11 protein-coding genes are annotated in these 12,811 nt (G+C 52.9%); 6 read left to right on the forward strand and 5 right to left on the reverse strand.

All coding sequences use genetic code 11. The features are described 5' to 3' along the window. From WKJ03_RS17230 to WKJ03_RS17245, 4 genes are all read left to right on the forward strand, one after another. Positions 1 to 783 (forward strand): virulence factor TspB C-terminal domain-related protein (locus tag WKJ03_RS17230; RefSeq protein ID WP_337843480.1); only part of this gene is annotated, 783 nt, incomplete at its 5' end. Between the two features lie 2 nt (positions 784 to 785). Continuing rightward, positions 786 to 1,130, forward strand: coding sequence for a DUF2523 family protein (locus WKJ03_RS17235; protein ID WP_337843481.1), 345 nt, complete (start codon positions 786 to 788; stop codon positions 1,128 to 1,130). 3 nt (positions 1,131 to 1,133) lie between these two features. Next, positions 1,134 to 2,492, forward strand: a complete 1,359-nt coding sequence (locus tag WKJ03_RS17240) for a zonular occludens toxin domain-containing protein (protein ID WP_337843482.1) — start codon at positions 1,134 to 1,136, stop codon at positions 2,490 to 2,492. Between the two features lie 343 nt (positions 2,493 to 2,835). Next, positions 2,836 to 3,282, forward strand: a complete 447-nt coding sequence (locus WKJ03_RS17245; RefSeq protein WP_337843483.1) for a hypothetical protein — start codon at positions 2,836 to 2,838, stop codon at positions 3,280 to 3,282. 72 nt (positions 3,283 to 3,354) lie between these two features. Here WKJ03_RS17245 and WKJ03_RS17250 read toward each other — a convergent pair whose 3' ends face one another. Beyond that, positions 3,355 to 4,632 (reverse strand): nitrate- and nitrite sensing domain-containing protein, encoded by a 1,278-nt coding sequence (locus WKJ03_RS17250; RefSeq protein WP_337843484.1) that lies wholly within the window; start codon positions 4,630 to 4,632, stop codon positions 3,355 to 3,357. Positions 4,633 to 5,036: 404 nt separating this feature from the next. Here WKJ03_RS17250 and WKJ03_RS17255 point away from each other — a divergent pair, with 404 nt between their 5' ends. Further along, positions 5,037 to 5,885 (forward strand): formate/nitrite transporter family protein, encoded by an 849-nt coding sequence (locus WKJ03_RS17255; protein WP_337843485.1) that lies wholly within the window; start codon positions 5,037 to 5,039, stop codon positions 5,883 to 5,885. Further along, entirely contained in the window at positions 5,882 to 7,579 is a 1,698-nt protein-coding gene (locus WKJ03_RS17260; protein WP_337843486.1) for a protein phosphatase 2C domain-containing protein, read from the forward strand. The genes WKJ03_RS17255 and WKJ03_RS17260 overlap by 4 nt, the downstream gene beginning before the upstream one ends. Before the next feature lie 57 nt (positions 7,580 to 7,636). Here the strand turns inward: WKJ03_RS17260 and WKJ03_RS17265 are convergent, their stop codons facing one another. From WKJ03_RS17265 to nirB, 4 genes are all read right to left on the reverse strand, one after another. After that, positions 7,637 to 8,809, reverse strand: coding sequence for an alginate export family protein (locus WKJ03_RS17265; protein WP_337843487.1), 1,173 nt, complete (start codon positions 8,807 to 8,809; stop codon positions 7,637 to 7,639). 102 nt (positions 8,810 to 8,911) lie between these two features. Next, positions 8,912 to 9,787, reverse strand: coding sequence for a uroporphyrinogen-III C-methyltransferase (gene cobA, locus WKJ03_RS17270; RefSeq protein ID WP_337843488.1), 876 nt, complete (start codon positions 9,785 to 9,787; stop codon positions 8,912 to 8,914). A gap of 10 nt (positions 9,788 to 9,797) precedes the next feature. Further along, the gene (gene nirD, locus WKJ03_RS17275; protein ID WP_337843489.1) at positions 9,798 to 10,163 is read right to left on the reverse strand and encodes a nitrite reductase small subunit NirD; all 366 of its coding nucleotides are present in this window, start codon (positions 10,161 to 10,163) and stop codon (positions 9,798 to 9,800) included. A 2-nt stretch (positions 10,164 to 10,165) separates the two neighbouring features. Continuing rightward, entirely contained in the window at positions 10,166 to 12,712 is a 2,547-nt protein-coding gene (gene nirB, locus WKJ03_RS17280; protein WP_337843490.1) for a nitrite reductase large subunit NirB, read from the reverse strand. Between the last annotated feature and the right edge of the window lie 99 nt (positions 12,713 to 12,811).

The following is a 12,811-nucleotide window of genomic DNA, read 5'->3' on the forward strand; positions in this document are numbered from 1 at the left end:
GGTGATGATGACCCTCCGCCACCAGATGGCGGCGATGGGGGTGGTGATGATGACCCTCCGCCACCAGACGGCGGCGATGGGGGTGGTGATGATGACCCTCCGCCACCAGATGGCGGCAATGACAATAATCCGCCTCCACCTGACCCGCCGCCTCAGACTGACCCGCCGCCGCCGACCGCGCCGACGACACCGGCTAGCAGCACGGATTTAAAACCGTTGAGTGATCGCATTGACTATTTAGGGCAGCAGCAGAAAAACACCAATGAGTTACTTGGCGCGATACAAAAACAGGCGGGTTATACCAATGACCGGTTGCGCGATATGCAAAGCCAGCTGAGCGGTTTGAATTCGAATGTGACGAATGTAAATAACAGCGTCAAGACGTTGAATTCCACGGTGGAATCCGGTTTTGAGGGGCTGTCCTCCAAACTGGGTGAAATTGGCGATAGCCTAAAGGGCAATAGCTTGCAGGGGGATAATTTAGACATGCCAGGCGATGGCTATTTAACAGCGCTCGGTATTTCCGGTAATGAAAAACCAGGTGATTTAGTTAAGGACAGTGTGAAGCTTCCAGGCGTTGATTCAGATACATTCAACACCTTCTTTGATGATGCCGAACAGTGCCCTAGGGATGTCCCAATAGAATTGTCGTTCCTTGGTCGTGTCCATACCTACAAACTCAACTTTAAGCCGGCCTGTGACTTTTCCGGCATGTTGGGTTCTCTTTTTGTGGCGTTCGCCTGGTTAGCTACGCCGTTCATTGTTTTTGGTCGTAGGGGGTAAAAATGCTTGGTTTAGTACCGTGGCTGGCTTCAGCCTTTTCAGTTCTCTTTACAGCTTTCCGCAAATATATATTCACTCTGACTGTCCTTACTGCAGGTCCTTTGCTTGTAAAAGTTCTTGCCTCATTTGGTGTGGGTTGGGCCGTCTATGAATTATCCGGTTGGGGCTTGTCCACCATCTTTGGCCAGGTCAAAGGCTATCTCCTTAACCTTTCACCCCTCACGGTCAGCGTCCTCGCCAACCTTCGATTTGATGAGTGTCTTCAGATTGTTTTTTCCGCCCTGGCCGCCCGTTTGGTCCTGATGGGATTCCAGTCTGGCGCTGTCAAAGTCTTTCAGTGGAGTTAAACCATGCTGTATTTAGTTACCGGTTTGCCTGGGGCCAGCAAATCCCTGAACACCCTGAAGATGATTATTGAAGAGTCGGATTTCAGTGGCCGCGAGAAGTATTACAACAACGTTAAGCTACTCATGCTGGACATAGAGGTCTGCAACAGCTTCGCCGGATGGTTTTATGGTGTGTACCTCGATTCCCTGGGAAAAAAGCCCAGGGAAAAGGTCAATAAGATACTATTTCGCATTCATAAAGAGGGTGAATCGGCCTCAGCTGATTCATTCCCTCATTTGGTACATTTGTACGACGCCTGGGTTTCAGGCACCGGCCCCCTGGATTTATTCGTTAAGTGGTGCCGCAAACTCTATAAACCTGCCAGGCTAACCGCCCTGAATGAATACCTGGCGGCCGCCGAACAGCCCCATATTGACCACATCAAACGGTTTAACCTGCACTTTACCCGCTTTGAACATGCCGCCGCCTGGTATGAGTTACCCAGGGGCTCAGTCATCTTTATCGACGAATGCCAGCAAACTTTTCCGCCCCGTCCGGTCGGGGCCAAAGTACCGCAGCACTGCTCTGAGTTTGAAACACACCGCCACAAGGGCTATGACGTCTTTTTAGTCACTCAGGACGCTAAACTATTAGATAACCACGTTAGACGGCTTACAGGCCGTCATATTCACTTTTTCCGGCCCTTTGGCGGTACTGTTGTAACCCGCCTTTGGGCGGATAAGGTTTTTGACCCAGAGGACTACTTTCAGCGCAAACAGGCCCAGCAAAAGCCAGCCCCACGCGATAAAAAATATTATGGCCTCTACTGGTCGGCTGATTTGCATACCCATAAATTCAAGCTGCCCACAAAGCTTTTATTGCTGCCTCTTGTTGTGATCCTTCTTGCTTACCTGATTTACCAAATCACCCAAATCGGTAAAACAGACCAGCCCGAACCAACCGTATCAGAACAGTCAACGTCTCCGGCCAGTCAACCAGTTCAGCAAACAGTCCAGGCTGAAACCACCCGCCAGCTCCTGCCGTTCGTCAACCTGTTGCAGGCCAATACACCCATTAGTGGCATGTGCCAGGAACTGACGTATGGTGGCTATGAGGTGGTTAAGAAGGAAATCAAAGGCAAGCGTTATACAGAGGTTCGCCACCTGTTCAACTGTGTTGTTGGTTCCGTAGAGGTTCAGGTTCAGCCGCTTGAATCGCAACCTGAAGGCGACCCCGCTACGCCTCAAACTCGTACTGAGCTGAATATCGTCACCTTAGATAGCCAGTTCTTTGAGTTGATGGGGTTCAAGTTCCTGTATTACGGGTATACGCCTATCCTGACCTATGAAAACCTGGCGTTTATCTTTCCAAAGTTTCAGTAACAACTGGGGGCTGGGGGCGTAGCGCCCCAGGGCTACCCTGCTGACCATCTGCACAAATAAACCTGCTCCGCGATCTCATGATCACCCGACCCGCCAGACTACCCCGCGCCCTGAAAAACCTCTTTTTTCGCCCGAAGGGCGGCGGCCCAACGCACACTCAGAAAGGGGCAAAAGCGGACAGCCGAAGGCGGCCGATTTTGGCGCTTTCTTGGGGCCAGAAAGTTCGGAGTTCTATTACATCCGAACTGAGTCCGGACTTCCGGACTAATCCACACTTTTTCGGTGCCACTGGACAGGACAAAAAGGTACTATCCGAACCCCGTTTTAAGATGGATTTTTAGCAGTGTTAAAACGTAAGTCTGAACCCTTGGAAAATTTCCAGACCCTGTATAGGGATGCTTTTGGTATGGACGGCCAGAAACATGACCGGGCATCTAAATTCTTTGGTGTAACCCCTCAGACCTGCCGACGTTGGTATGAACAGAATGCTCCGCATCCAACAGCACATCGTTACCTGCATGTTCACTGCGCTGGTTACCTGCCCCTTATGAAAGGCTGGTCTACTATGCGCATTGATCAAGATGGATCTCTTGTTACTCCGTGGGGCAATTGCTCCCCTGGTGATGTGGCTATGATTTGGCGGTATAAATGGGCGTCTGCTAATGCTACCCGTCAGCTACAGGCTGCCAGGCAGAAAATTGAAGATATGCAGTCGGACGCCAAGCTAAAGATGATTAAGCACACCACTGACTACTTGAATCGTTTAGTTCATGAGTTTTCAGGTCAATAAAAAAGGGCCTACATGGCCCTAAATTATTGTTCCTATTATGTTAAATATGATATATCTGTTTGGAAGCCGTCTTCAGCCTCCCGCCTTCTGTCTGGTTTTTTGCAGCAACTGTCTGGCGATATCCACTGCGGTGCAGTTTTGGTTCATTGCTTGTTGCTGCAATAATTTGTGGGCTGCGGGTTCGGTCAGCTTCTGTTGTTGCATCAGCCAGATTTTGGCACGTTTAAGCAGGTGCTGTTCGTCAGCTTTTGCTTTAACTTCTGCCAGTTCAGCCTGGATTCGGTTGATGTAAGCCGCCTGATCAGTCAGCAGTTGATACAAAGATGAATAGCCAGTTTGTTCCAGCCGGCATTGTATTGCTGACGCATCGCCGTACAAACCAGGCATGGAAGGATCGAATAAAATACTGCGGATCTGCGCTTCGTTATGTTGTTGCCTGGCGGTGACCCTCTGCTTATACAAGTCCAGCTGCTGTCTGGCGTCTGCAAGTTTGTATTGAGCCTGCTGCTGCAATAGGCTGGTTAATTGCACCTGCAGTTGCTGCATGTGGTCCATGCGGTCTGTGGCTAACTGGTACCAGATGTCAGCTATAGCCGGCACAGTGCAGTCGTGACCGGTAAACTGTTTTAACATTCCGCGTAAATGCGCCAAATCCTGGCTTCCCTGTGCGTTTTCCTGAGCTGTCCAGCTTTGGGCTAAGGCTGCTGGGGCTGCACTGACAAACTGCTCTGCGGCCTGAAACTGGGCGAGCTCCAGATCGGTCAGCCGTTGGATCAGGTCGACGCTGAAGCTGCCTTTGGCAAAACCAATACTGCCCCAGGCCCGTTCTTGTCCGGCCAGCTCCTTGCATTGCATCAAATGTTGCAGCGCCACTAACAAACGGCAAATGTCAGCATCACTGGCGATGTCGGCTGCTTCAGATACCAGGGTTTGCCAGGCATGGATCAGTCGACTGAAGGCTTGGGTTGATGCCAGCGCACTGATCTTCTGCTGGCTGATTTGCTGCCGCAGTTCGGCTAAATCATCCATGCCCAGCAAGGCCATAGACACGGCGCTGAGCAAACGGCTGCTGTTGTGTGCTTCGGGGTTATGCAAATAATGCTGCTGCAACGCCTGACGCAGCAACTGCTCTTGTTGTGTGACATGGACCAGCTGAGCCTGGCGTTCAGCCCGGAACAGTTCAGAACCTGACGCCAGGTAGACGTTGCTCATCCCCCGTTCGCGCTGCAGCTGATGCACCAGTTCGCTGACAAAAGTGACCAGCTGACAGTTGGCGGCCAACTGGTGTAATACTTTAATTTCCGCCCGTTTTGCCGCCAGTAAAAATTGAAAGGTGTCTGAACTTATCATGGTGCCCTGCCCTAATCCGTCACAATCTCAAAGCAATGGCCGTTCCAGTTTGTTCAAAACAGTAGCCAGGCCCAACGTTGGCAAAGCGAAGCACCAGATCTATGGTTCTGGCCCGAGGCTGTTATTGGGCAATTCTGGTGCAGGTTATGCCCAGTTATGGCTCAAAACCTGGGTTTTATCTGAGTTACCCTTCACTTATTTTTGAATAATGTAGTTAATTATCAATCACGTACAATCATTGGCCTTAAATTTGCTGCGTCAAACAGCGTAAGCAAAACCGAGAACGACATCACAACAAGCTTCAGGACAAAGGCGTCCGAGATCGGCTGGTCACAGCAGGTCCGGGCGCTTTTTTTATGCCCGTAAAACGGCAACTGGGCAAATGCAACTGCGAGGAACAAACAATGGCTTATTTAATTCCGACTGAATTCGTCACCAAAATGGTCGATTCTGGTGAAAGTAAAATTTATATGTCAACCCGTGACACCCTGATACGCGCCTATATGGCCGGAGCCATTCTGGCGTTGGCGGCGGTCTTTGCGGTGACAGTCGCAGTACAGACCGGCTCATTCTTATTGGGGTCTGTACTCTTCCCTGTTGGGTTTATTATGTTGTACCTGATGGGATTCGACTTGTTGACCGGTGTCTTTATGTTAACGCCCCTGGCTTTGTTGGATCGTCGCCCGGGTGTGACAGTTCAGGCAATATTGCGCAACTGGGGCCTGGTGTTTTGCGGCAATTTTGCCGGTGCCCTGACGGTTGCGGCCATGATGGCCTTTGTGCTGACGATGGGCTTTCATACCGAAGCCGGGCCTGTAGGGGAAAAACTGGCGGGCGTCGGTGAAGCCCGTACTTTGGGTTACGCCGAACATGGCACGGCCGGTTGGCTGACCATTTTCTTGCGAGGCATGTTATGCAACTGGATGGTGTCGATGGGAGTGGTTGGCGCCATGGTATCCACTCATGTCAGCGGCAAGGTCATTGCGATGTGGATGCCTATTATGTTGTTCTTTTTTATGGGTTTTGAACACTCTGTTGTCAATATGTTTTTGTTTCCTTTTGCCATGATGATGGGCGGTGATTTTTCAGTGATGGATTACCTTGTCTGGAATGAAATCCCTACCGCATTAGGCAACCTGGTAGGCGGCCTGGCCTTTACCGGTCTGACGCTGTACAGCACGCACTATAAAACGGCACCCAAACGCCACTTAAGCAACCTGCAGGCCAGTTCAAGCATGGTGAGTGCCAAATGAGTTTAATGGTTCGGCTTGGTCAGTATTCAACTGCTGGCCAGAAAGCGCAGAATCAGGACAGTTATGGCGCCTGCATCCCGCAAGGCGCCGCCTTGTCAGCCAAAGGCATAGTGCTTGCTGTTGCTGACGGTATCAGCAGCAGTAGTGTCAGTCAGGTGGCCAGCGAAACTGCAGTGCAGAGCTTTTTGCAGGATTACTACTGCACCAGTGACGCCTGGTCTGTCCCCCACAGTGCGCTGCAGGTTGTTCAGGCTTGTCACCACTGGTTGCGTGGCCAAAACCAGAACAGTGCGTTTGCCCACGAACCAGATAAAGGCTATGTCAGCACCTTTACGGCACTGATCCTGCGACAGGATCAGGCGTTTTGGCTTCATGTAGGCGACAGCCGTCTGTATTTATTCCGTCAGCAGCAACTGCAGCAGCTGACCCGCGATCACCGGATTTGGCAGGGCCAGCTGTCTTACCTGAGCCAGGCGCTTGGTATGAATGCAGTGCTGAAACCGGAGCAAAACAGCCTGATGTTACAGCAAGGCGACTTGCTGATGCTGGCCACTGACGGTTTGTTTGACAGGCTGGGACCACAGGATTTAACCGCGACCTTAAGCACAGCCACCGACGATCTGGACAGGCTGGCGGCACAACTGGCGGCGCAGGCACTCGCTGCCGGGACAGATGACAACATTACGCTGCAACTGGTCCGTATTGACCAGTTGCCTTCGCATACGCTGAAGCCCTATCAGCAGCATGATGAGCTGCCCCTTCCTCCCGTGCTGAGCTGCAACGACAGCCTCGATGCCTTACAGGTAGTGCGGGTGTTGCAGCAAAACAGCCGCAGTTTTGTCTATCTGGTGCAGCAGCAAACCACAGGGGCTTTTTATGTGATGAAAGCACCTTCGACTGAACTGGCCGAACAGCCCCAACTGCTGGATAAACTGCTTAGAGAAGAATGGATAGCGCGCCGGGTACAAAGCCAGCATCTGCAAAAAGCCGCTGCATTGCAGCAGCCCCGCTCAGCCCTGTACAGCCTGTTTGATTATGTGCCCGGTCAAAGCCTGCGGCAATGGCGGCTTGACCACCCACAGCTCTCTTTGGAACAGGTGCGGCAACTGATAGAGCAACTGGGCCGGGCCTTGCAAACTTTGCACAGAGCGGAAATTTTGCATCAGGATCTGCGGCCGGAAAATGTGCTGATTGACCACCAGGGCAATGCGGTATTGATTGATTTTGGGGCCGCCCGCTTAGCCGGGCTGGAAAGTGCTGAGGAAGTTGCCGGCGATATTCCTGGCACTGCGCTTTACACTGCGCCGGAATTTTTTCTTGGTGAAGCCGGTACAGAAGGCTCTGATCTTTATTCACTGGCCGTGCTGAGCTATCACTTATTGTCTGGCAAGTTTCCTTATGGTCCGGCCATGGCACGCTGCAAAACACGCAAAGCCCAGTGCCAGTTGACTTATCAGTCGGTTCGGATTTACCGGCCTGAAGTGCCACTCTGGCTGGACCATACCCTGCGAAAGGCCCTGCAGCCTGTCCCGCAGGAACGTTATCAGCATCTGTCGGAATTTTTGTACGACATTCGTCATCCCAACCCGGACTTTATCAAGCCGGTCAGTCTGATGCAGCAACATCCTCTGGCTTTCTGGCAGGCGTTGTGTGTATTGCAGCTGCTGGTGATCCTGGGTTTAGTGGCCCGCTGACGGAACAAACCTTTCTGTCAGGCCAGCCCCGCCCTGTACAGGCGGGGCTGTGTTCTTTCAAAACCTGGCAAGCCATTGCAACCAAAACTTACGGGTATCGGTAAAGAGTTGCTTGGCCTGATAGTCTGCATATTTCAGCAACAGTTGATGTTCTTTGCTGAGGTTGTAACTCAGTTGCAGGTTCAGTTCAGTGCCATAATCCTGATCCTCTTCGGAGGCCTTGTACTGATGGTAGTGGCTCTGCAAATCGAACTGATGCCACTGATAGCCCAACTTCAGGTAACGGTCTTGTACCCCCAATGCTGGCGTGCTGAGAAACTTATCAGCAAAGCCCTGAAATTTATGCAAAGTTGCCAGCGGTGTGCTGAACGCCATGCTGTTATCCGTGCCAAGTTGTTCCACGCCAACCGCCAACAACCACTCTGAGTACCACAGTGTCCAGTCCAGCGCGTAATAATCAGCGCTGTAATTGGCCGGATTGTCTGCGCTGTCTTGCTGACGGGCGTAACTGGCACTGAACTGGTGTTTACTGCTGGCCGACAGACTTTGGTTGAAGCTGTAGTCCAACACGGCAGTCTGGCTGGACTGTGCCGCTGCATCAGCGATGTCCAGTTGCAACCACATCAGGCCCAGTTTATGGTTGGGTAAGGGGTGATAATCTGCCTGCAGCAGATGCCCCCTGGCCGACCAGTCGCCTTGGGGGTGTTTGTTGCCAAAAACCCGGTTGACCTTACTGATATAGCTGTAATCCAGGCTCAGCTTCGCACTCTGCTGCCATTGATAACGTAGTGCATCAAAAGTCTGTTCATTTTGCCGCCAGGCCGAGCCACCGACAAAACGTTCATTGCCGAGGTTGATGCGCTGACGTCCGACTTTCAGTCTGTGGCCCTGTTGCTGAAACTGCAAAAACAACTGGTTCAGGTCGGCACCGTCCGGATCGGCAATGGTCGGGTACCGGGTTTTGCCATTCAGACTGTCGTGATAGCCAGAGTGATCCAAAGCCGTGACATAGTCAGCTTCGGCCATCGCCGACCAGCCCGTCGCCAGCGGTTGAACCAGGCTCAAACGGGACAATAAGGTATTGGCCAGTGCATTTTTTTCCAGCCCTTGTTGATCCACTGTCTCCAGTCGATAGCGAAACTGGTAATTCACAGTGGGCTCAGCTGGTTCTGCCTGCAGTGGCGGTATGGCCAGCAGCAGGCAACAGGCTATCGGGTATGGCTTCGTCATCTGTTGTCCTTTGTTATTTTAAAAATTGTTTCGTCCGAAATTTGGGCAGCACTGTGCTGCAGCACCTTGCCTGACAAGGCGCTGGTCAGTTCTTACTAAGGTTTAAATCCCGCTCAGGTGCTGATGCTGCAGCACAGCACTGACCGCCATCGGCGCTTTCACCACATCGCCAATCAAAATCAGAGTTGGCCCCCGCAGTGGCTGGGCCTGCAGTTTTTGCTGAATATTAGCCAGTGTGCCAATCAGCTGTTGCTGTTCTGGCGTGCTGACTTTATCCAGTAAGGCAATGGCCGTGTGATGAGGCCAGCCGACAGAGCGCAGACCGTTGCACAACAAGGGCAAACGAGTCAGGCCCATATAAACCACCAGGGTCGGGTTTTGGCCGTCAGGCCTGTAGCTATACCCCGCCCAGTCTGGCTGTTGTTCAGGTTCAGCAAATTGAGCAGTGAGGAACTGCACTGAGCTGGCAACGCCGCGCGATGTCAGAGGAATACCACAATAGGCCGAAGCGGCGCAGGCACTGGTGACACCGGGCACTATGGCAAAACTGAGCCCAGCTTGCTCCAGTGCGACGGCTTCTTCCGAGACCCGGCCAAAAATAGACGGGTCGCCGCCTTTTAAACGCAGCACCAAGCCCCCCAAACGGCCGTACTCCACCAGCAGCCTGTTGATTTCCGTTTGTTTCAGTGCATGCTGCCCTGCTCTTTTCCCTACATAAATCTGCCGGCAGCGCCTTGGCAACAAGCCAAGCAGTGATGTCGGGATCAGCGCGTCGTACAGCACCACATCAGCCTGGCGCAACAAAAGTTCTGCTTTGACCGTTAACAGCTCCGGGTCGCCTGGCCCGGTACCGATCAGATAAACCCCCTTCGCGGCCCTTGGTGTGGCGTAGCGGCTTTGGTTCTTTGCAGCTGAAAAGTCGAAAAGACCGCTCAGACCAGGCCATGGGCGCTGACGTAAGTAATTCAGTAAGTTCATGCTTGACTCCTCAGGCGGCGCTGGCCTGTTGCTCAGTGCAAAGCGGCTCAGTGAACACCGATACCATGCCTTGTTCCAGCCCGACGGCATAACAAGGCAGGCGGTATTCGGGTTGCTGCAGGCACTGGCCTGTCGTCAGGTCAAACTGCTGTTTGTACAATGGGGATGCCACCACCAGTCGCGAGCCTATGGAGCCAGGGATCCCCCTGGACATCACGTTGGCACCGCCAATAGGGTCATAATTGCCGACAGCAAACAGCCGCTGTTCGCCCTCAATCAGCAGCAGGAAAATTGCCACTTGTTGACCGGCGACCAGCGCACAGACACCACTGTTTTCCACCAGATCCTCTTTTGTACATACTGGGGTCCAGGCCATGTTCAGTCCTCCTCTGTCAGTTCTAACACCGGAATGTGTTGTTGCCATTGTTGTTTCTCTGCGGCTGTGGCGGGCCTGATTTGCTCGCGCTCCTGCACAAACACAATATTGCCGTCCGCCTCCGGGCTGTTGACAAACTGACGGAAGCGTTTCAGTGCATTGGGGTCTTCCAGCGTCGTTTTCCATTCACAGGCGTAGCTGGTCACCAGGGCACTCATTTGTTGTTCCAGCTCAGCAGCAATGCCCAGGCTGTCATCAATGATCACTTGCTTCAGGTAGGCCAGACCGCCATCCAGTTTTTCCATCCAGACTGAAGTACGCTGTAAGCGGTCAGCCGTGCGGATATACAGCATCAGAATGCGGTCGATGTAGCGGATCAGGGTGTCGGTATCGAGGTCAGTGGCAAATAAATCAGCATGACGGGGGCGCATACCGCCGTTGCCGCAGACATAGAGGTTCCAGCCGTTTTCAGTGGCAATGACGCCAATGTCTTTGCTTTGCGCTTCCGCGCATTCACGGGTGCAGCCAGAGACCGCCATTTTGATTTTGTGAGGAGCACGCAGGCCTTTGTAACGGTTTTCAATGGCAATGGCCTGGCCAACACTGTCCTGCACACCATAACGGCACCAGGTACTGCCGACGCAGGATTTCACCGTCCGCAGCGATTTGCCGTAGGCATGGCCTGTTTCGAATCCGGCGTCGACCAGTCGCTGCCAGATCTGAGGCAGTTGCTCCAGCCGGGCGCCAAACAGGTCAATACGCTGGCCGCCGGTAATTTTGCAGTACAGGTTAAAGTCCCTGGCCACCTGACCTATTACCAGCAGTTTGTCCGGCGTAATTTCGCCACCGGCAATACGGGGCACCACGGAGTAGCTGCCATCCTTTTGCATATTGGCTAAAAAGGTGTCGTTGGTGTCCTGCAGACCCACATGGGCAGATTTGAGCACATAGTCATTCCAGCAGGACGCGAGAATGGAACCAATGGCCGGTTTGCAGATATCACAGCCTAAGCCGTTGCCATACAGGCGCATCAGCTCAGCAAAAGTTTTAATTTGTCCGACTTGTACCAGGTGCAGCAGCTCCTGCCGTGAATAAGCAAAGTGTTCGCACAGATGGTTTTTTACCTCAATGCCACGGGCCTTTAATTCATCCTCCACCACAGATTTCAGTAAGGCAGCGCAGCCACCACAACCTGTACCCGCTTTGGTGCAGTTTTTGATGCTGGCCACATCACCACAACCTTGCTCCATCGCGGCCAGCACATTGGCTTTGGCGACGTTGTGGCAGGAGCAGATGGTGGCGCTGGCCGGCAAGGCCAGTTTAGGCAAAGCGGTCCCTGTGCTTTGTGGCAGGATCAACGCTTCGGGCTGTTTTGGTAACACCACACCGTTTAACGCATATTGCAACAAGGTGTCGTATTGGCTGGTATCACCCACCAGCACCGCGCCTAACAGCTTTTTACCATCGGCGCTGACCACTAACTTTTTATAATGCTGCTGGCGTGGGTCGGTAAATACATAACTCAAGGCGCCACTGCTACGACCATGGGCGTCCCCAATGGAACCCACCTCAACCCCAAGCAGCTTCAGTTTAGTGCTCATATCGGCACCGCCGAATTTGAGCTCACCGCCAGTCAGATGACTGACCACCACTCGGGCCATCTGGTAACCAGGGGCCACCAGGCCATAAATTTTTTGTTGCCAGACGGCACATTCACCTATGGCGTAAATGGCCGGATCTGAGGTCTGACACAGATCGTTGACCACAATGCCGCCCCGCTCACCGACGCTGAGCTCAGCCTCTCTGGCCAACTGGTCGTAGGGCCTGATCCCGGCAGAAAACAGCACCATATCGGTGTCCAGTACCTCGCCGTCGGCAAACCGCAATTGATAACGATGTGATACACCGGCGGCAATCTCTTGTGTGACTTTATTGCAGTGAACAGTGACACCCAACTGACGGATTTTATCAGCCAGCATGGTGCCACCGGCCAGGTCGAGCTGGACAGCCATCAACTGAGGCGCAAATTCCACTACGTGGGTTTCAAGCCCAAGTTTTTTCAGCGCATTGGCCGCTTCCAGCCCCAGCAGGCCGCCGCCAATGACCACCCCAACTTTACTTTGAGCGGCACTGTCGGCAATGGCGGTTAAATCGTCTAAAGTCCGGTACACCAGGCAATGAGCCTGATCCTTACCAGGCACCGGAGGGACAAAGGCATAAGAGCCTGTGGCAAGCACCAGCTTGTCGTAGCTGAAAGATTCGCCGCTCTGGCTGAAGACCTGTTTCGCTCTCCGGTCAATGCGTTCAACCCAGCAGTTGAGCCGGTATTCAACCCCAAGTTGTTGATAATGCTGCTCAGAGGTCAGGGCCAGCGCACCGGCGCTGCCGCCATCAAACACACTGGACAGATGCACCCTGTCATAGGCCAGCTGTGCTTCCCCACAGAGCACGGTGATCTGAGTTTGTGGTGCCGCGGCTTGCAGCTGTTCGACAAAATGATGGCCAACCATGCCATTACCTACTACCAGAATTTTTTTATGCTGCTTCATCACCCATCCTCTGCAGCTCTTTTTGGGCGGGTGCTAAAAAGAACCACAATAAAAAAAGCCCGGCTCTGTGCTGCATGGCTGCAGTCAGAGTCCGGGCTT

The sequence above is a fragment of the Rheinheimera sp. genome (assembly GCF_037442525.1).
In the GTDB taxonomy this organism is placed as follows: Bacteria; Pseudomonadota; Gammaproteobacteria; order Enterobacterales; family Alteromonadaceae; genus Pararheinheimera.